Origin of the sequence: Kitasatospora purpeofusca, from assembly GCF_000718025.1 — a bacterium.
In the GTDB taxonomy this organism is placed as follows: domain Bacteria; phylum Actinomycetota; class Actinomycetes; order Streptomycetales; family Streptomycetaceae; genus Kitasatospora; species Kitasatospora purpeofusca.
In genome coordinates this window covers 1-18,331 of sequence record NZ_JODS01000008.1, presented here as the reverse complement: position 1 = coordinate 18,331, position 18,331 = coordinate 1, and the positions used below count along the sequence as shown (strand labels likewise).

Below are 18,331 nucleotides of genomic sequence, written 5' to 3'. Positions count from 1 at the left end.
GCGGAACGGCCGGACGCTCCGGGTCCACAACCCGGTCGTCCGGCCGTTCGGAGCGGCAAGGCCCCGGCCGTCCCCGCTCAGGCGAGGCTCCGGTGACCTCCCGCCCCGGTATCGCGGTGCAGCAGCCCACCGGCCAGCATCGTCGCCACCAGCGCCAGGCCCACCACCGGCATCAGCCGCCAGACCCCGCCGATCGACTGCCAGATCTGGAACAGGCTGAACGTCAGGGTCAGCGGCAGCACCGCCAGCCCCATCGCGGCCGGGACCAGCCGGTCGCGCGCCACGAAGAGCAGCGTCAGCAGCGGGAGGAGCACCAGCGCCGCGCCCGCCCTTCCGTCCATCAGCACCCAGGAGCTGTAGAAGTCCTGCGCCACCAGGACCAGCCCGCCGCCCGCCGCCGCGGCCAGCACCATCGCCCGGTCGCTCCAGGTCTGGCGCCGCCGCAGCAGTTCCTGGGGCGCGAGCGCGAACAGCAGTCCGGCGAACAGTTGCGGGGTCGCCTCGCAGGACTTGTTGAACACCAGCCAGAAGTCGGGCTGGACCAGGAGCGCCAGCGCCACCCCCAGCGCACCGACGGCCGCCAGCGCGCCGGCCGCCGTCCGGGCGAGCCGCCACCGGCCGGCCAGCACCGCGCCGACCAGCAGCAGCGGCACCAGCAGCGCGCCGTAGTACGAGGCGTAGAAGGGGACCCGCACCGCGCGGTCCGGCAGCTCCCACATCCACACCGGTGCCTGGCTGGTCGCGTCGTGCAGGACCCGGGTCAGCCCCAGCCCCGCGATCGCCCCGGCGACCAGCGGCGCCGCCAGCGCGAACAGCCGCCCGGCGGTGGACGAGGCGGTCAGGCCGGCGCGCATCCGCAGCCCGTACGCGCCGAGGTCGAACACCTCGCGCGCGGTGGCGAGCTTGCCGCCCTCGGCCGTGGAGTCGGCGAAGACGGCGGACAGCTCGTCGCCGCGCTCGCGCCGGTAGCGGGCCGGGTAGAGCCGGAGCGCGGCCCGGAACGCCACCGGGTCGGTGGATCCCGGGAAGAACTGGATCGTCATGAGAATGCCCCCCTGACCTTGAAGAACGCTAGCTTGCCGCCCCCGGCCGCGGGGCGGACGGCAGCCGGGCGGGCGGACGGCTCGCGGACGGCGGCCAGCCGCCGCTGGGCCTCCTCGGCGACGGCGCTCAGCCGCTCCGCCTCGGTGGTCAGCGCACCGCGCCCGCCGTCGGTGAGGGCGTAGGTGCGCCGGGCCCGGCCGTCGACGATCTCCTCGGCCGCGACCTCGATCAGCCCCTGCTGCAGCAGCCGGTCCAGCGCGCCGTACAGGGTGCCGGTGCGCATCTTCACCCGGCCGTCCGAGATCGCGGCGATCTCCTGGATCAGCGCGTAGCCGTGCCGCGGGGCGTCGGCCAGCGCGGTCAGCAGGAGCAGCGTCGGCTCTTGCATCGCCCGTTCAGTCATGGAGCTACATATACCTTTCGTCGACATATCATGTCCAGCGGAATCCTTGGGCGGTCCGGCCCGGCCCAGCAGAATGGCGCCATGCCGGAAGCCGACGCCCCCGCCACCGAGGCCCCCTCCCCCGCCACCGAGGCCCCCGCCGCCCAGGACCCCGCCACCGAGGACCTGCTCACCGCCTGGACCGCCCTGCTGCACCGCTGCGGCGCGGCCACCGACCCCGAACCGGCCGGGCGGGAGCTGCTGCGCCGCTGGTCCGAGCCGCAGCGCCGGTACCACACGGTCGACCACCTGCGCGCGGTGCTGGGCCACGTCGACACGCTCGCCGAGCACGCCGACGACCCGGACGCGGTCCGGCTGGCCGCCTGGTTCCACGACGCCGTCTACCGGCCGGACCGCTCCGAGAACGAGGAGCGCAGCGCCGCCCTGGCCGTCCGGGCGCTCGGCGGCAGCGGGCTCCCGGCGGCCCGGGTCGAGGAGGTCGCCCGGCTGGTCCGGCTCACCGTCACCCACCGCCCCGAGCCCGGCGACCGCGACGGCGAGGTGCTGTGCGACGCCGACCTCGCGGTGCTCGGCGGCGGGCCGGCGGCCTACGCGGCGTACGCGGCGGCCGTCCGCGAGGAGTACGCCTTCGTGCCCGAGCCGGACTTCCGCGCCGGACGGGCGGCGGTGCTGCGCCAGTTGCTCGCGCTGCCCGCGCTCTACCGCACGACCACCGCGCACCGGCGCTTCGACGCCCCCGCCCGGGCCAACCTCGCGGCCGAGCTCGCCCGGCTCGCCGGACCCGCCGGGCCCTCCGAACCCACCGCGACCGACTGACAAGTCCCCGAACGCGTCCGGGCCCGCACCGGTGTCCGACCACCGGTGCGGGCCCGGACACGCGCCGTCAGCCCGTCAGCCCGTCAGCCCGCGCGCCGCGCCAGCGGCAGCCGACCCCGGCTGAAGGCGGCCGCCCCCAGCCCCGCCACCACCGGCAGCACCACCGTGATCAGCACCAGCAGCCCCCAGGGCGCGGCGAACGGCACCGCCGGCGCGCCGAGCTCCCCGGTCGCGTGCGACCGCAGCAGCCCCAGCGCGGGCACGAACCCGCTCACCGTGCCCAGCACCGCGCCGATGCCCGCGATCAGCGTGCACTGCAGCCCGGCCTGGATCCGGTTCATCCGCGGCGGCGCACCCACCGCGGCCAGCGTGGCCCGGTCGTTGCGCGAGTCGGCGGCGGCCAGTCCGGTGGCGACGGCCGCGGCGCCGAGCACCACCACCACGGCGAACCCGCCGAGCGCGAGGGTGTTCATGTCCCCCTTCGGCTGGTAGCCGCGCTCCACCGTCAGCTGGGCGTGCGGGGCGAGCTGGGCCACGGCAGCCTCGGCGCGCTGCTGCACCTTGCGGTCGGGCGCGACCTCGGGGCGCCACACCGATCCGTTCGGCCGGGCCGTGAGTCCGGCCTTGCGCACCGCCTCCGGGCCCATCAGGACCGCGCCGTACCGGGCCGCGTCGGGGTTCTCCACCAGGACCGCCTCGACCGGGACCTCGATCCGCTCCGCCCCCGGCACCTGCCCGGGCTGGACCGGTCCGCCGGCGGCGCCCTGCATCGTCAGCGTCGTCCGGCCGTCGTTCAGGTAGGCGCGGTCGAAGACCACCGCCCGGCCCGCGGCCAGGGCGTCCTCAGCCGCCCGGTCCCGCACGCCGAACAGGTTGTGCAGAACCGTCGTGTCGCCGGACAGCACCCGGCTCCGGACACCGGCGGACTCCGAACGCGCACCGGACCCCTTGGCCTGCACCGCGCTGGAGCAGTTGTCGCAGAACACGTAGGTCACGTCCTGGACGTCGGCGCGGGTGCCCAGGTCCGGCAGGGCCTGCTCGACGGCGCGGCGCAGCCGGACCGTCTCCGGGCTGCCCGGCGCCGCGGGGGCGTCCAGCACGACGGCGCCCAGCGGGGCCGCCGGCCGGTAGGAGGCCCGCTCCTGGGCCTCGCTCCCGGTGCTGTAGACGCCGACGGCGACGGCTCCGGCGACGGCGGCCATCACGGCGGCCACGGCCGGCGCGGTCCGGCCGCGGTGGCGGGCCGAGTCGCGCAGGGCCAGCCGGGGTCCGAGCGGCAGCCGGCCGGCGAGCCGGCCGAAGAGGGCGATCAGCATCGGGGTGAAGAACAGGATGCCGACCTCGGCGGTGGCCGCACCGGCGAGCACCGAGAGCGCCCGCTTGTTGAGCCCGCCGAGCACCGGCATGGTGCCGCTCTGGTAGGTCCCGGCGCCGTACAGCGCCACCGCCGCACCGGCGCCGACCAGCAGCAGGCCGACGACCGGCAGCAGCCGGCTGGGCGTGGCGACGGTGTCACGGCCGGTGAGGCCGGCCACCACGTCCCGGCGGGCCGCCTGCACCGCGGGCAGCACGGCGGCGGCGAGCGCGGTCAGCACTCCCACGGCGGCGATCGCCAGCAGGTCGAGCGGCGCGATCGCGAAGTGTCCGAAGCGGCTGCCGCCCGCCCCTTCCAGCCAGGGCCGCAGCGCGGCGACCAGGCCGGTGCCGAGCGCCACCCCCAGGGCGGCTCCGGCCAGTCCGAGCACCAGTCCACCACCGAGCACGATGGCCCGGATGTGGCCCCGGTGGCCGCCGGCGGCGCCGACGAGGGCCAGCTGCCGCCGGGAGCGCCGGGCGCCGACCGCGAAGGCCGGGCCGGCCAGCAGGGTGACCTCCAGCAGCGCCATGCCGATCACGGTGACCAGGATGACGGTCCGGTTGTCGCTCTCGGGGGAGACCCACTTGTCGACGTCGTAGGGCACGGCGGAGGTCGGCGGCGGGTCGAGGGCGACCGCCCGGGAGGTCACGGTGAAGCCGTACCGGTTGAGCTTCTGGACGGCGGTCCAGTCGAGTCCGGTGCCGGCGGGCAGCCGGACCAGCCAGCTCTCGGTGCGGACGGCCTCGTCGCGGCCCGCGGCGACCGGTCCGCCCGGGGCGTCCGGCGCGGCGGCGGCCGCCGCGGCCAGCGGGGAGATCACCTGGCCGGGCCGGGCGACCAGTTCCACCTTCTTGAGCTCACCGGGGTGCTCGACCACGCCGGTCAGCAGGAACGGGGTCTGCTCCAGCCCCTTGACCGTGGTGGAGTCGCCGAGCCGCAGTCCGGCCTCGTCGAGGAAGGCCCGGGTGACGGCCGCCTCGTTGCGCGCGGCGGGCGCCCGGCCCTCGACCAGGTCGAGGCGTCCCGACCAGACCGGGTCGGTCAGATCGGCCTCGGCGGTGGAGGTGGTGAACAGGCCCTCCCGGGTCGAGGCGCTGACCGCGGGCCCGGACGTGGCCGGCAGCAGCACCGAGGCGGCCGGCAGCAGCCCGCCCAGCAGCGCGGCCGAGTTCGCCGCCCCGGCGGCCGCGGGGGCGGAAGCGGGGTCGGTCCGGGCCTCCGGCAGCACCCGGACGCCGTCCTCGGCGAAGGGCGCCTGCTCGACGGAGCGGCCCGGGCGGTAGGCGGAGACCAGGGCGTCCGCCCCGCCCACCAGCCGCTCGACCCGCTCGGCGGGGGTGAGCGAACCGCTCTGGTGGACGATGTCGGCGCCGGTGACACCGAGCACCGGCAGCGCGACCATCGCGATCACCAGGGCGCTGCGGCCCTTGGCCTTGAGGGCGTCGCGGCGGGCGATGCGCAGCGCGACGCGCAGGGCGGAGAGCTTCATCGCCGTCCCCCGTTCCCGCCGGCGAGCAGCGGGTGCGCGGCCTGGCCGACGCCCCCGTCGACCACGGCGCCGTCGTTGAGGACGACCACGCGGTCGGCCCAGACGGCGTGCCGGGCGTCGTGGGTGACCATCATGGCCGCGGCGCCGGCGTCGCAGCGGGCCCGCAGCACGGCCAGCACGGCCTCGCCGGTGGCGGAGTCGAGCGCGCCGGTGGGCTCGTCGGCGAGGACGAGGCGGCGGTCGCCGACCAGGGCGCGGGCGATCGCGACGCGCTGCTGCTGGCCGCCGGAGAGCTGCTCGGGGAAGCGGTCGGCCAGCTCGGGGATGCCCATCTCGCGCAGGGCGGTCAGGGCCTCCCGGCGGGCGGTCCGGCCGGACACCCCGTCGAGTTCGCGGGGCAGGGCGACGTTCTCGGCCGCGCTCAGCGCCGGGACCAGGTTGTAGTCCTGGAAGACGTAGCCGACCGAGCGGCGGCGGACGGCGGCCAGCCGGGTCCGGTTCAGACCGCTCAGCTCGACGCCCTCGACCAGGACCTGTCCGCCGCTGGGCCGGTCGAGGCCGCCGGCCAGGGTCAGCAGGGTGGACTTGCCGGAGCCGGAGGGCCCCATGACGGCGACGAACTCGCCGGCGTGCACGGCCAGGTCGACGCCGCGCAGGGCATGCACCTCGGCCTCGCCGTGCCCGTGCGTCCGGGTGACGGCGCGCAGTTCGAGGACCGGACGGGTCGGATCGGGCTGGGACATGGTTCTCCCCACTCAGTGCCGAAAAGAAGGACTCGGACGGACTATATATGTCGTTGGACTGCATATGTAGTCCGACGGTTCCCATCGGCGCAAAAAACCGCCGCCGCACCCGGAGGTGCGGCGGCGGCAGAGGGCAGGAGGGCCGGTTACAGCTCGCCCACGGCGGCCACCACGGCGCCGCGCTTGCCGCACACCCAGTGCGGCTCCGGCCCCAGCTCCGGCTCCACGCCCAGCGCGTGCGGGTCGCCGTCGGCCGCGCAGTCCGCGCACAGCGGCCAGCGGCCGTGGCTCTCCAGCAGCGCGTCCTGGACGTCCTGGGCGACCAGGCCCAGCACGTACTCGGTGCCGTCCGGCCACTGCTCCAGCCACCAGCGCCGGTGCGTCACGGCCTGCTCCACCAGGGACACCACGGCGGGGTCGGCGGCGTCCCGCGCGGTCAGGTCGGCCAGGATCAGCGCCCGCGCGGTGTGCAGCGCCGTCTCGATGTCGTCTGTCGTAGCCATCCGTCCAGTCTCCCAAGAACGCCCGGAAACCCGGGAACCCGCCACAACCCCCCGACCCCGGGGGCCGGCCCCCGGGGAACGCCGCGAGGGCGGCTCCCCGTCGGGGAGCCGCCCTCGCGGACGAAAGACCTGCCGATCCGATCGAGACGATCAGGATCAGAAGTCCATGTCACCGCCCGGCATGCCGCCGCCGGCGGCCGCGGAGGCCTTCTCCGGCTTGTCGGCGATGACGGCCTCGGTGGTGAGGAACAGCGCCGCGATGGAGGCGGCGTTCTGCAGCGCGGAGCGGGTGACCTTGGCCGGGTCGATGATGCCCGCGGCGACCAGGTCGACGTACTCGTTGGTGGCGGCGTTCAGGCCGTGACCGGCGGGGAGGTTGCGAACCTTCTCCACCACGACGCCGCCCTCGAGGCCGGCGTTGGTCGCGATCTGCTTGATCGGGGCCTCCAGCGCGACCTTGACGATGTTGGCACCGGTGGCCTCGTCGCCCTCCAGCTCCAGCTTGTCGAAGGCGACCGAGGCCTGCAGCAGCGCGACGCCACCACCGGCGACGATGCCCTCCTCGACGGCGGCCTTCGCGTTGCGGACGGCGTCCTCGATGCGGTGCTTGCGCTCCTTGAGCTCCACCTCGGTGGCCGCGCCGGCCTTGATGACGGCCACGCCGCCGGCCAGCTTGGCGAGGCGCTCCTGGAGCTTCTCGCGGTCGTAGTCCGAGTCGCTGTTCTCGATCTCGGCGCGGATCTGGTTCACGCGGCCCGCGACCTGCTCGCTGTCGCCGCCACCGTCGACGATGGTGGTCTCGTCCTTGGTGATGACCACCTTGCGGGCGCTGCCCAGCAGGTCGACGCCAGCGTTCTCCAGCTTCAGGCCGACCTCCTCGGAGATCACGGTGCCGCCGGTGAGGATGGCGATGTCCTGGAGCATGGCCTTGCGGCGGTCGCCGAAGCCCGGGGCCTTGACGGCGACGGACTTGAAGGTGCCGCGGATCTTGTTCACGACCAGGGTCGACAGGGCCTCGCCCTCGACGTCCTCGGCGATGATGACGAGCGGCTTGCCGCTCTGCATGACCTTCTCCAGCAGCGGCAGCAGGTCCTTGACCGAGCCGATCTTGGAGTTGGCGATCAGGATGTAGGGGTCCTCGAACGAGGTCTCCATACGCTCCAGGTCGGTGGCGAAGTAGGCCGAGATGTAGCCCTTGTCGAAGCGCATGCCCTCGGTGAGCTCGAGCTCGAGACCGAAGGTGTTGCTCTCCTCGACGGTGATGACGCCTTCCTTGCCGACCTTGTCCATGGCCTCGGCGATGAGCTCGCCGATCTGGGTGTCGGCGGCCGAGATGGAGGCGGTGGAGGCGATCTGCTCCTTGGTCTCCACGTCCTTGGCCTGGGCCAGGAGCTGGTCGGAGACGGCGGCGACGGCCTTCTCGATGCCGCGCTTCAGGGCCATCGGGTTGGCTCCGGCGGCGACGTTGCGCAGACCCTCGCGGACGAGCGCCTGGGCCAGCACGGTGGCGGTGGTGGTGCCGTCACCCGCGACGTCGTCGGTCTTCTTGGCGACCTCCTTGACGAGCTCCGCGCCGATCTTCTCGTACGGGTCCTCGAGCTCGATCTCCTTGGCGATGGAGACACCGTCGTTGGTGATCGTGGGGGCGCCCCACTTCTTCTCCAGAACGACGTTGCGGCCCTTGGGGCCGAGCGTGACCTTCACTGCGTCGGCAAGCTGGTTCATGCCACGCTCAAGGCCGCGGCGAGCTTCCTCATCAAAGGCGATGATCTTGGCCATCAGAAGTGGTCCTCCGGGACACGGTCGACTGCTCGGACCAAGGGGTGCCCGCGACGGACGGCCCTGGTGTGCGGGGGTCCATTCCCCTACCGCTCCCTGGGGCCTCACCGACCCGGTCCGCTGTCACTCTCAAGCTGTGAGTGCTAACGCCAATGATTAGCACTCCGGGTAGGTGAGTGCAAGCCCAATCGGGCAATCCGCGAGCCGCGCCGCCCGCCCCGCGCCCCCGTCCGGGGCCGCCCCCGACCGCCTCCGACCGGCCCGGATCCGCCTCCGGCCGCACGGTCCCGCGACCGGCCCCCGGCCCCCGGTCGGGGCGGCGGACATGACGGCGGGCCCGTACGACCGAGGTCGCACGGGCCCGCCATGAGAATCAAGAGGTGCACCAGCCGATGGGCCGAGCAGAACTCCCGGGTGTCGGAAAGGTCAGACCGCCGCGCGGACCATGTCCGCCTGCGGACCCTTCTGCCCCTGAGAGATCTCGAACTCGACCCGCTGGCCCTCCTCAAGGGTGCGGTAGCCGTCCATCTGGATCGCGCTGTAGTGGACGAAGACGTCCGCACCACCGTCGACCGCGATGAAGCCGTAACCCTTCTCCGCGTTGAACCACTTGACGGTGCCCTGAGCCATTCCGAACTCCCCTAGTGCTGTGCTGGCCCTTCACGCGCCCGCAGGTCTGCGGGCCCGGGTCTGGTTGGAGGCCGGCCCGGGGAACCCCCCCTGGGCACAGCCGCGCACGCCACAATCCTCCCGATGACGCCGAACGGCATCCGGCGAACGGGCGATTGCGTCGACCGCGGCTGAATGTATCCGGATCGACGCCCTCTGCAACAGGGTCAATGGCGGGGAATTCACCCGCGGCCGCGCAGGACAGTACGGGAGCAATCGGGAGAAATTGCTGCATTCTCCGCCGGACATAGCGGACGTATTACCCGAAATCCCCGCCAGAATTCTGACACCGGCCTGACATGTATCCAGGTCCCGGCTCCGTCGCGACTCCCGCCGGACGCGGGCCGGCGGTGGTGGCGGTGCGGTGGATTCGTTCCCGGACCAGGGTGACGGGCGCGCCCTGTTCCCGGTCCAGCGACACTTTACTCCGCCCGGGACCGAAGATATTCCCGCCAAAATGCGCACGGCCGTCCGCGGCACGGAATTCCGTGCCGCGGACGGCCTTCGACGACGCGCCCGCCCCGCGGGGAACGGGCCGCCCGCGGATCACCCGCCGGCGACCGCCGGGATGATCGAAATGTTCGCGCCGTCCTTGATCTCCGTCTCCAGGCCCTCGGCGAACCGCACGTCGTCGTCGTTCACATAGACATTGACGAAACGACGCAGCTTGCCGGTGTCGTCGAGGATCCGCGCGGCGATCCCGGCGTGGTTGCGCTCCAGGTCGGCGATCACCTCGCCCAGCGTGGCGCCCTCGGCGGGCACCTCGCTGACGCCGCCGGTGTAGGTGCGCAGGATGGTCGGGATGCGGACGTTGGCGCTCATGGGGGTCTCCTCGTTTCGGGCGCTGGGCGGATCGATCAGGGGGGCGGCAGGGTCAGGCGGAGGCCAGGCCGGCGCCCCGGAAGGCGTCCAGGGTCGGCCGGATGACGGCGGTCATGCCGGCCTCGGAGACGGCGTCGAGGGTCTTCAGCCCGTCACCGGTGTTGATGGCGACGGTCTCCTTCGACGGGTCCAGCTGCCCGGTCTCGACCAGCTTCTTGAGCACGCCGACGGTCACGCCGCCCGCGGTCTCGGCGAAGATGCCCTCGGTCCGGGCCAGCAGCCGGATCGCCGCCACGACCTCCACGTCCGTGACGTCCTCCACCGCGCCGCCGGTGCGCCGGGCGATGTCCAGCACGTACGGGCCGTCGGCCGGGTTGCCGATCGCCAGCGACTTGGCGATGGTGTCCGGCTTGACCGGCCGGATCACGTCGTGGCCGGCCTTGTAGGCCGCCGAGACCGGCGAGCAGCCCTCCGCCTGGGCACCGAAGATCCGGTACGGCCGGTCCTCGACCAGGCCCAGCTTGATCAGCTCCTGCAGACCCTTGTCGATCTTGGTGAGCTGGGAGCCCGAGGCGACCGGGATCACGATCTGCTCCGGCAGCCGCCAGCCGAGCTGCTCGCAGATCTCGTAGGCGAGCGTCTTGGAGCCCTCGCCGTAGTACGGCCGCAGATTGACGTTGACGAAGCCCCAGCCCTCGCCGGCCGGGTCGCCGATCAGCTCCGAGCAGAAGCGGTTCACGTCGTCGTAGTTGCCCTCGATGCCGACCAGCTCGCCGCCGTACACGCCGGCCATCACGACCTTGCCCTGCTCCAGGTCGTGCGGGATGAACACGCAGGACCGGAAGCCGGCCCGGGCCGCCGCCGCGCCGACCGCGCCGGCCAGGTTGCCGGTCGAGGAGCAGGACAGCGTGGTGTAGCCGAACACCCGGGCCGCCTCGATGGCGCAGGCCACCACGCGGTCCTTGAAGGAGTGGGTCGGGTTCCCGGAGTCGTCCTTGATGTGCAGCTGCCCGGTGAAGCCGAGCTCGCGGCCCAGGTTGTCCGCCTTCACCAGCGGGGTCCAACCCGGGTTGAGGTTCGGCTTGGTCGCCACGTCGGCCGGGACGGGCAGCAGCGGCGCGTAGCGCCAGATCGACGCCGGACCGGCCTCGATCCGCTTGCGCAGCTCCTCGGCGCCCTCGCTGCCGAAGTCGTAGGCGATCTCCAGCGGACCGAAGCACTCGAGACAGGCGAAGCTGGGACCGAGCGGGAACCGGGTGCCGCACTCGCGACAGGACAGCGCGGTGGCGGGGCCGAGGTCAACGGTGGCGGTGACGGGTGCGGCGGTGTCGATAGCCATGATGGGCGGAGGCCTCTCTCCTCATCTTCCCCGTGACGCGGTCGCGCCCGGGCCGGAATTGGCACCTGTCCCGCCGGGGCGTGAAGCCAGCCGTGCGAGAAGGTTGCCGGGACGTCAACGGGCCGTTCCCTCAGTCCCTCTGGATGAGCTCTGTGAAGTTGTGGGTTGTGCTCAGCGGCGACCCCGGCGTGCGAAGGTCCGATCGCTGTACGAAGACTGTATCCGAAGGCATCGGTCCCGAACCCGACCGTCCGCCACGCGAGATGACCCGTCCCAACCGATCCCGTCGAGGAGAGCACAGTGCCCGCCGAACCGACCCCCGCGCTCCTCCCCGAGACCGCGTCCTGGCTGCGCCGGCGCTCGTGGACCGCGGCCGACCGACCGGTTCACACCCTCCCGGCCGCCAAGCGCGCCCTCGGCCCGGCGGGCACCGTCAGCGTCGTCCTGCCCGCCCTGGACGAGGAGGCCACCGTCGGCGAGATCGTCCGGGTCATCCGGCGGGAGCTGATGGAGCGACTCCCGCTGGTGGACGAGCTGGTGGTGGTCGACTCCGGCTCCGTCGACGGCACCGCCGAGGTCGCCGCCGAGGCCGGGGCCACCGTCGTCCACCGGGACGCCGTCCTGCCCCGGCTGCCCGCCGCCCCCGGCAAGGGCGAGGTGCTGTGGCGTTCGCTGCTGGTCACCCACGGCGAGATCGTCTGCTTCGTGGACGCCGACCTGCGCGAGTTCGACCCCGCCCTGGTCTCCGGCATCCTCGGCCCGCTGCTCACCGAGCCGGACATCCAGCTGGTCAAGGCCATGTACGACCGGCCGCTGGAGACCGACGGCGCGGTGGTGCCGGCCGGCGGCGGCCGGGTCACCGAACTGGTCGCCCGTCCGCTGCTCAACCTGCACTGGCCGGAACTCGCCGGTTTCGTCCAGCCGCTCGGCGGCGAGTACGCGGCCCGCCGCTCCCTGCTCGAACGGCTGCCCTTCCCCACCGGCTACGGCGTCGAGCTCGGCCTGCTCGTCGACGCCCTGGAGACGGCCGGACTGGACGCGCTCGCACAGGTGGACGTCGGCATCCGCCACCACCGGCACCAGGACGCCCAGGCACTCGGCCGGATGGCGGCCACCATCTACCGCACCGCGCTGGAGAGACTGGACCGCACCCACCGGCTGAAGGCCTCCGCCGACTTGGTCCGCCCACTGCTCACCCAGTTCACCCGCGACCCGCTGACCCGCGCCTTCACCGCCCACACCCACCCGGTCACCGCGACCGAGCGGCCGCCGATGCACACCGTGCCCGAGTACGCCACCCGACGCCGATGACCGGTCCCGGGGGTTTGCCGCCCCGGACCCCCGGCAACGAACCAACCATGGGTGATCTCACGACCGAGCGTTCGAATCCGACCGGCGCCGCCGCGGTACTGGTGGCGTCCAACCGGGGGCCGGTCTCCTTCGGCACCGCTGACGACGGCACACTGACCCTCCGCAGAGGCGGTGGCGGACTGGTCTCCGGGCTGTCCGCGATCGACGACCCGGACGCCGTCTGGGTCTGCGCCGCCCTCTCCGACGCCGACCGCAGGGCCGCCCGCGAGGCCCCGGACGGCCGGCTCGACCGGGCCGGCCACGACGTCGGCGGCCAGGCCGTCCGGATGCTCGGCATCGACCCGGAGACCTTCGCCCGCGCCTACAACGGCATCGCCAACTCGACCCTCTGGTTCGTCCACCACCTGCTCTGGAACACCCCGACCGCTCCCGTCTTCGACGCCGGCTTCCGCACCGAGTGGGAGGCCTACCTCGCGTACAACACGGCCTTCGCCGAGGCCCTAGCCGCCGAGGCCGCCCCCGGGGCCGCCGTGCTGGTGCAGGACTACCACCTCTCGCTCGTCCCGGAGCTGCTCCGCGCCGCCCGCCCCGATCTGCGGATCGGCCACTTCTCGCACACCCCCTGGGCGCCGCCCGAGTACCTGCGGCTACTGCCCGACGACATCGCCGAGGCCGTCCTCACCGGCATCCTCGGCGCCGACCGGGCGGGTTTCCTGACCCGCCGCTGGGCACTCGCCTTCGCCGACTGCTGCGAGCGGTACCTCGGCGCGGAGGTCGACCGCGAGGCGCTCACCGTGACGCACGCGGGCCGCACCACCGCCCTCGGCGTGCACGGCCTCGGCGCCGACGCCGACTTCCTGCGCGAGCGGGCCCACCGGCCGGACGTCGACGAGCGGCTCGCCACCCTGCGCGCGACCGTGGGCGAGCGCCGCACCGTCGTCCGGGTCGACCGCACCGAGCTGAGCAAGAACATCGTCCGCGGCTTCCTGGCCTACCGGCACCTGCTGCGCACCCGCCCGGAGTGGCACGACCGGGTGGTCCACATCGCCTTCGCCTACCCGTCCCGCACCGACCTCGCCGAGTACCGGGCCTACACCGACCAGGTGCGGGCGCTCGCCGCCGAGATCGAGGAGGAGTTCGGCACCCCGGACTGGCGGCCGCTGGTCCTCCACGTCGACGACGACTTCCCGCGCTCGCTGGCCGCCTACCGGCTGGCCGACGTGGCCCTGGTCAACCCGATCCGGGACGGCATGAACCTCGTCGCCAAGGAGGTCCCGGTGGTCTCCGACCAGGGGTGCGCGCTCGTGCTCTCCCGGGAGGCCGGCGCGCACGCCGAGCTCGGCCAGGACGCGCTGAGCGTCAACCCCTACGACATCGTGGCCACCGCCGAGGCGCTGCACGCCGGGCTCACCATGCCGGCCGACGAGCGGGCCGACCGCACCAAGCGGCTGGCCGCCGCGGCGACGGCGCTGCCGCCGCAGCAGTGGTTCCTGGACCAGCTCAACGCCCTGCGGCCGGGCGGCTGAGCTCCTCCCCCAGCGCGACCAGCAGTTCCACCACGCCGGCCGGGCCCGGGACCACCAGGTCCGCCCGGTCGGCGAGCTCGCGCACCGGCGCGTCCCCGACCGCGCCGCTGCACACCAGCAGCCCGGCCAGGCCCTCCGGCCGCAGGCCCTCCACCGCCGCGAAGGCCGGCACGTCCCCCAGGTCGTCGCCCGCGTAGAGCACCGAACGGGCCCCGCGCTCGCGCAGCAGCCCGGTCAGCGCCGCCCCCTTGTCCACGCCCGGCGGCCGCAGCTCCAGCACCAGCCGGCCCGGCTCCACCACCAGCCCGTGCTCGGCCGCCAGCCGCTCCATCGGCGCCCGCAGCAGCTCGAACGCGGCCGTCGGGTCCGCCGTCCGCCGGGTGTGCACGGCCACCGAGCGGCCCTTGTCCTCCACCCAGGTGCCCTCGGGCGCGCCCAGCGCCGCCAGCCGCTCCGCCAGCTCCGCCCGCACCGCGGCCACGCCCGGGTGCGGCGGCGGCGCGGTCAGCCGGCCGTCCTCCCAGCGCTCGGCGCCGTAGTGGCCGAGCACCACCACCCCGTCGATCCCGGCCAGCCCGCCGTACTCCACCGCCAGGGCGGCCGGCCGGCCGGTCACCACCGCGACCGCGCCGACCCGGGGCGCCAGCGCGCGCAGCGCGGGTGCCACGCCCGGGTCCGCCCTGGCCCGGTCCGGGTCGGGGACGATCGGGGCGAGCGTCCCGTCGAAGTCGAGGGCGATCACGGCGTCACGAGGTGCGGCGAGCAGCGCCGCCAGCCCCGTGCGTCCGGCGTCCGTCAGCGGTCGCGCAATGTCGGAAAGGCCCATGCCCGGCAACGTACCCAGCCCGGGCGGGGGCAATCGGTCGGGCCGGGCCCGCGCCGCGGGTGACATCTACCGGGCCGCCCGGCGGGCGTCGCGGACCCGGCGCAGCCGGTTGACCAGCACCGGGGCATGCGCCAGCGCCTCCGGACGGTCCAGCAGCCCGTTCAACAGCTGGTAGTACCGGGTGCTGGAGAGCCCCAGCTCCTCCCGGACGGCCCGCTCCTTGGCGCCGGCCGTCCGCCAGCTCCGGGCCTCCAGCGCCAGCACGGCCCGGTCCCTGGCATCCAGCCCGGCCGGTCCGGCCGGCTCGGCCTGCTGCTGCTCCGGACCGTCCGTCCGCTCCGGTTCCGGGAGCTCCGCTTCCTCGTCCGCGCCCATCCGGGGCCCACCTCCGCCCATCACTACGGAGTGTCATTCTCCCCCGCGGACCCGACACACCCTGCCCGCTGCGCCGCCCCGGTCCGCCGACTAGCGTCGGCCCCATGACCAGCATCCCGACCGCCGCCTTCGCCCTGCACGTCCCGAGCGCCGAGCTCGAGCCCGACCCGCTCGACCCGGCCCAGATCGTCTCCGGCACTCCCGAGGTGTCCGGCCTGGTGCTCTCCGAGTCCGCCTCCGGCGAGTCGGGCATCTGGCAGATCACCCCGGGCGTGGTCACCGACACCGAGGCGGCGGAGGTCTTCGTGGTGCTGAGCGGCCGGGCCACCGTCGTGGTCGACGGCGGCCCGGTGCTGGAGCTCGGCCCGGGTGTCGCCGGGGTGTTCCAGGAGGGCGACCGCACCACCTGGACCGTGCGGGAGACGCTCCGCAAGGTCTACGCGATCACCTACTGACCGCGCTCGCCCACGGGCCGCGATCACCCGCCGCCGACCCCCGCCGGCCGGGCCCGGATCACTTGCGGATCCGGGCCGCCTCCTTCACCGCCGCCTGCTGGAGGTCCTCCAGCACCGGCTTGGGCTCGGCGGTCGCCGCCGCCCCGATGCCGGTCTTGATCCGGTTGGAGACCTCGGCCCAGGCCGGGTCGCCGAAGGGGTAGAAGCTCGCGTTGCCGAGCCCGGCCGCGAACTGCTTGAGGTCCGCGTGCTTCGGATCCGCGGTCATGGCGTCGAACGCGTCCTGGGTGACCGGCAGCAGGTTGTAGGTCTCGTCGAACTTGAGCTGGTTCTCCTTGTTGTAGACGAAGGAGAGGAAGCGGCGGATCTCGTTCTTGTGCCCGTTGGCCTTGAACGCCATCATCCAGTCGGCCACCCCGAGGCTGCCGGTCTTCGCCAGGCCGTCCTTCTTGGGGATCGGGGCCGTACCGAAGTCGATCTTGCCGTTGGTGGCCATCCGCAGCAGCGTCGGGTGGCCGTTGAGCATCGCCACCTTGCCGGCCGCGAAGTCGCTGTACACCGGGGTGCGGTTCATCTTCCCGGGCTCGGGGTAGGTCAGGCCCGTGGCGACCAGGTTGGTCCGCAGCCAGTTGAAGGTGGCCTGGTTCTTGTCGCTGTCGATGGTGTAGTTGCCGACGTCGTCGGAGAGGCTGCCGCCGCCGCTCAGCGTCCAGAGCATCGACTCGGCCGGCGCCTCCTCGGGTCCCAGCGGCAGCCCGTACGGGGTGACGCCCGGGACCTTGGCCTTGATCTTCTCGGCGGCCGCCCTGAGCTCGTTCCAGGTGGTCGGCGGCTGGGCGATGCCCGCCTTCTGGAAGATCGCCTTGTTGTAGAAGAGCACCCGGGAGGAGGAGACGAACGGGATGCCGTACTGCGTGCCGAGCACCTGCCCGGCGTGCGAGAACGACTCCATGATGTTCGCCTGGGTCTCCAGCGAGAGCACGTCCGAGGCGTTGTACAGCCGGTCCGCGGCGGCCTGGTCGGCGAAGCCGCCGGTCTGCAGCAGGTCGGGGGACTTGCCGGTCCTGACCAGCTCGTCGACCCGCTTGCCGATGTCGGTCCAGCTCGCCACCTCGACGTCCACCTTGATGCCCGGGTTGGCGGTCTCGAAGCGGCGGGCGACGTCGTCCCAGTACAGCTTGGAGCTGGTGTCCGCACTCTCGCCGTAGTCGGCCGCCACCAGCCGGAGGGTGACCGGACCGTTGTCCTGGCCGCCGCAGCCGGTGAGCACGAGGGCTCCGGCCAGGGCGCCGGCCATCGAAACGCCGAACAACCGGGTGGGGACCTGGGCGCGCCTGTCCAACGCGGGTACCGCCTTCGGGGGGATCCTGCTGAGGGGGAACGGACCGGATCAGGGGGAGATCCGGCCGGGGGGAGGCCGCAAGGGTGCCAAACCGGGCATGCGGTGGTCCAGACCTCCGGCCCCCGAAGGCCGGGTAGTTATCGAAGTGCGGGATTTGTTGCACACCGCGCAACAAAATCCGCGAATCCGACCTCCCGGACGCCCGGTCCTGCCCACCCGCGTCCTCCCGGCAACTCACCCGGCGGCCCGCGCAAAGTGCCGCACACCGCACACTTCTGCGACAAAGCTCACCCCTTTGGACCAGACCAATGCGACAACTGGACTAGACCTCTTAGACCGGACCGAGGGAAACTGTCCCCCGTGAAGCACGTCATCGCACTCGATGTTGGCGGCACCGGCATGAAAGCCGCGTTGCTCGCCCAGGACGGCTCCGTGCTGTTCGAAGCACGACGCCCGACCGGGCGGGAACACGGCACGGACGCCGTGGTCGCCGCCATCCTCGACTTCGCCGCCGATCTGGCGGACGAAGGCCGCGCCCGCTTCGGCGTCGCGCCCCTGGCGGCCGGAGTCGCCGTCCCGGGGACGATCGACGAACAGCGGGGCATCGCGGTCTTCTCCGCCAACCTCGGCTGGCGCGACCTGCCCCTGCGCACCCTGCTGGGCGGGCGCCTGGCCGGCCCGGACGGCGCGATGCCGGTCGCCCTCGGCCACGACGTGCGCTCCGGCGGTCTCGCCGAGGGCCGGCTCGGGGCCGGCCGGGGTGTCGACCGCTTCCTCTTCGTCGCCCTCGGCACCGGCATCGCCGGCGCCATCGGCATCGACGGCCGGATCGAGGCCGGCGCCCACGGCTACGGCGGCGAGATCGGCCACGTGGTGGTCCGCCCCGGCGGCCCCGCCTGCGGCTGCGGCGCCCGGGGCTGCCTGGAGACCCTCGCCTCCGCCTCCGCCGTCTCCCGCGCCTGGGCCGAGGCCGTGGGCGACCCCGACGCCGACGCGGCATCCTGCGCCGTCGCGGTGGACGCCGGGGACCCGCGCGCGGTCGCGGTCTGGCAGCGCGCGGTGGACGCCCTGGCCGACGGCATCGTGCTCGCCCAGAGCCTGCTCGACCCGTCCCGGGTGATCGTCGGCGGCGGGCTGGCCGAGGCCGGGGACACCCTCTTCACCCCCCTGCGGGCGGCGGTCACGGAGCGGCTGACGTTCCAGATGCCCCCCGAGGTCGTACCCGCCATGCTCAAAGACACCGCCGCGTCGCTGGGCGCCGGCCTGCTCGCCTGGGATCTGCTCTCCATGGAGGTGACCGCGTGACCGCGGACCGACTCGCACTGTCCGGCGCCCGGCTGGTCCTGCCCGGCGGCGTGGTCGAGGGCGACCGCCTCGCCGTCGAGGGCGAGCGGATCGCCGGTCTCGGCGGTACCGCCACCCCCGGCGACCTCGACCTGGCCGGGTACACCGTCGTGCCCGGCTTCGTCGACCTGCACGTGCACGGCGGCGGCGGCGCCTCCTACGCCTCCGGCATCGCCGAGGAGGCCCTG

The 18,331-nt window shown here is 73.8% G+C and carries 17 protein-coding genes, 1 pseudogene and 1 riboswitch; of the genes and pseudogenes, 6 read left to right on the top strand and 12 right to left on the bottom strand.

Annotation, left to right across the window (positions count from 1 at the left end; all coding sequences use genetic code 11):
• Positions 1 to 77: 77 nt before the first annotated feature.
• Both IF01_RS0113865 and IF01_RS0113860 read right to left on the bottom strand, forming a co-directional pair.
• The gene (locus IF01_RS0113865; protein WP_030393679.1) at positions 78 to 1,043 is read right to left on the bottom strand and encodes a hypothetical protein; all 966 of its coding nucleotides are present in this window, start codon (positions 1,041 to 1,043) and stop codon (positions 78 to 80) included.
• Positions 1,040 to 1,447 carry a PadR family transcriptional regulator gene (locus IF01_RS0113860; protein ID WP_078879946.1) on the bottom strand — a complete coding sequence of 136 codons (408 nt, stop codon included), beginning with the start codon at positions 1,445 to 1,447 and terminating at the stop codon, positions 1,040 to 1,042. Before IF01_RS0113860 ends, IF01_RS0113865 begins: the two co-directional genes overlap by 4 nt.
• Before the next feature lie 81 nt (positions 1,448 to 1,528).
• Here IF01_RS0113860 and IF01_RS0113855 point away from each other — a divergent pair, with 81 nt between their 5' ends.
• Entirely contained in the window at positions 1,529 to 2,263 is a 735-nt protein-coding gene (locus IF01_RS0113855; protein WP_051755318.1) for an HD domain-containing protein, read from the top strand.
• Positions 2,264 to 2,346: 83 nt separating this feature from the next.
• On the opposite strand, the gene IF01_RS0113850 is transcribed toward IF01_RS0113855, so the two are convergent.
• From IF01_RS0113850 to thrC, 7 genes are all read right to left on the bottom strand, one after another.
• A complete protein-coding gene (locus IF01_RS0113850) occupies positions 2,347 to 5,109 on the bottom strand; it encodes an FtsX-like permease family protein (protein WP_030393676.1) in 2,763 nt (920 codons plus the stop codon).
• Positions 5,106 to 5,852, bottom strand: a complete 747-nt coding sequence (locus tag IF01_RS0113845) for an ABC transporter ATP-binding protein (protein WP_030393675.1) — start codon at positions 5,850 to 5,852, stop codon at positions 5,106 to 5,108. The genes IF01_RS0113850 and IF01_RS0113845 overlap by 4 nt, the downstream gene beginning before the upstream one ends.
• 146 nt (positions 5,853 to 5,998) lie before the next feature.
• The gene (locus IF01_RS0113840; protein ID WP_030393674.1) at positions 5,999 to 6,355 is read right to left on the bottom strand and encodes a DUF8819 family protein; all 357 of its coding nucleotides are present in this window, start codon (positions 6,353 to 6,355) and stop codon (positions 5,999 to 6,001) included.
• Positions 6,356 to 6,511: 156 nt separating this feature from the next.
• Positions 6,512 to 8,134 carry a chaperonin GroEL gene (gene groL, locus IF01_RS0113835; RefSeq protein ID WP_030393673.1) on the bottom strand — a complete coding sequence of 541 codons (1,623 nt, stop codon included), beginning with the start codon at positions 8,132 to 8,134 and terminating at the stop codon, positions 6,512 to 6,514.
• Between the two features lie 426 nt (positions 8,135 to 8,560).
• Positions 8,561 to 8,764: a cold-shock protein gene (locus tag IF01_RS0113830; RefSeq protein ID WP_030289665.1), complete on the bottom strand. Its 204-nt coding sequence runs from the start codon at positions 8,762 to 8,764 to the stop codon at positions 8,561 to 8,563.
• Positions 8,765 to 9,349: 585 nt separating this feature from the next.
• Entirely contained in the window at positions 9,350 to 9,625 is a 276-nt protein-coding gene (locus IF01_RS0113825; protein WP_030393672.1) for a ubiquitin-like small modifier protein 1, read from the bottom strand.
• Positions 9,626 to 9,677: 52 nt separating this feature from the next.
• Positions 9,678 to 10,964 (bottom strand): threonine synthase, encoded by a 1,287-nt coding sequence (thrC, locus tag IF01_RS0113820; protein WP_030393671.1) that lies wholly within the window; start codon positions 10,962 to 10,964, stop codon positions 9,678 to 9,680.
• 18 nt (positions 10,965 to 10,982) lie between these two features.
• A riboswitch (SAM riboswitch) is annotated at positions 10,983 to 11,114 on the bottom strand.
• A 150-nt stretch (positions 11,115 to 11,264) separates the two neighbouring features.
• Between thrC and IF01_RS0113815 the strand changes: the two genes are divergently transcribed.
• Both IF01_RS0113815 and IF01_RS0113810 read left to right on the top strand, forming a co-directional pair.
• On the top strand, positions 11,265 to 12,275 hold the full coding sequence (locus tag IF01_RS0113815) for a glucosyl-3-phosphoglycerate synthase (protein ID WP_037779794.1): 1,011 nt from the start codon (positions 11,265 to 11,267) through the stop codon (positions 12,273 to 12,275).
• A gap of 47 nt (positions 12,276 to 12,322) precedes the next feature.
• Positions 12,323 to 13,801 carry an alpha,alpha-trehalose-phosphate synthase (UDP-forming) gene (locus IF01_RS0113810; protein ID WP_030393669.1) on the top strand — a complete coding sequence of 493 codons (1,479 nt, stop codon included), beginning with the start codon at positions 12,323 to 12,325 and terminating at the stop codon, positions 13,799 to 13,801.
• Here the strand turns inward: IF01_RS0113810 and otsB are convergent.
• Both otsB and IF01_RS0113800 read right to left on the bottom strand, forming a co-directional pair.
• Positions 13,776 to 14,627 (bottom strand): trehalose-phosphatase, encoded by an 852-nt coding sequence (otsB, locus tag IF01_RS0113805; RefSeq protein WP_030393668.1) that lies wholly within the window; start codon positions 14,625 to 14,627, stop codon positions 13,776 to 13,778. The two genes, IF01_RS0113810 and otsB, sit on opposite strands and share 26 nt — an antisense overlap.
• Positions 14,628 to 14,693: 66 nt before the next feature.
• Positions 14,694 to 15,002 carry a DUF3263 domain-containing protein gene (locus IF01_RS0113800; protein ID WP_094745535.1) on the bottom strand — a complete coding sequence of 103 codons (309 nt, stop codon included), beginning with the start codon at positions 15,000 to 15,002 and terminating at the stop codon, positions 14,694 to 14,696.
• 104 nt (positions 15,003 to 15,106) lie between these two features.
• Between IF01_RS0113800 and IF01_RS0113795 the strand changes: the two genes are divergently transcribed.
• Complete coding sequence (locus tag IF01_RS0113795) at positions 15,107 to 15,457, top strand: cupin domain-containing protein (RefSeq protein WP_030393666.1); 351 nt, start codon at positions 15,107 to 15,109, stop codon at positions 15,455 to 15,457.
• A gap of 58 nt (positions 15,458 to 15,515) precedes the next feature.
• Here the strand turns inward: IF01_RS0113795 and IF01_RS0113790 are convergent, their stop codons facing one another.
• Entirely contained in the window at positions 15,516 to 16,799 is a 1,284-nt protein-coding gene (locus tag IF01_RS0113790) for an extracellular solute-binding protein (RefSeq protein WP_244215502.1), read from the bottom strand.
• 360 nt (positions 16,800 to 17,159) lie between these two features.
• Here IF01_RS0113790 and IF01_RS0113785 point away from each other — a divergent pair, with 360 nt between their 5' ends.
• Together IF01_RS0113785 and IF01_RS0113780 are read left to right on the top strand one after the other, a co-directional pair.
• Positions 17,160 to 18,104: an ROK family protein gene (locus IF01_RS0113785; protein WP_030393664.1), complete on the top strand. Its 945-nt coding sequence runs from the start codon at positions 17,160 to 17,162 to the stop codon at positions 18,102 to 18,104.
• Positions 18,101 to 18,331, top strand: a pseudogene (locus tag IF01_RS0113780) (N-acetylglucosamine-6-phosphate deacetylase); the annotation flags it as partial. The gene IF01_RS0113785 and the pseudogene IF01_RS0113780, both read left to right, overlap by 4 nt.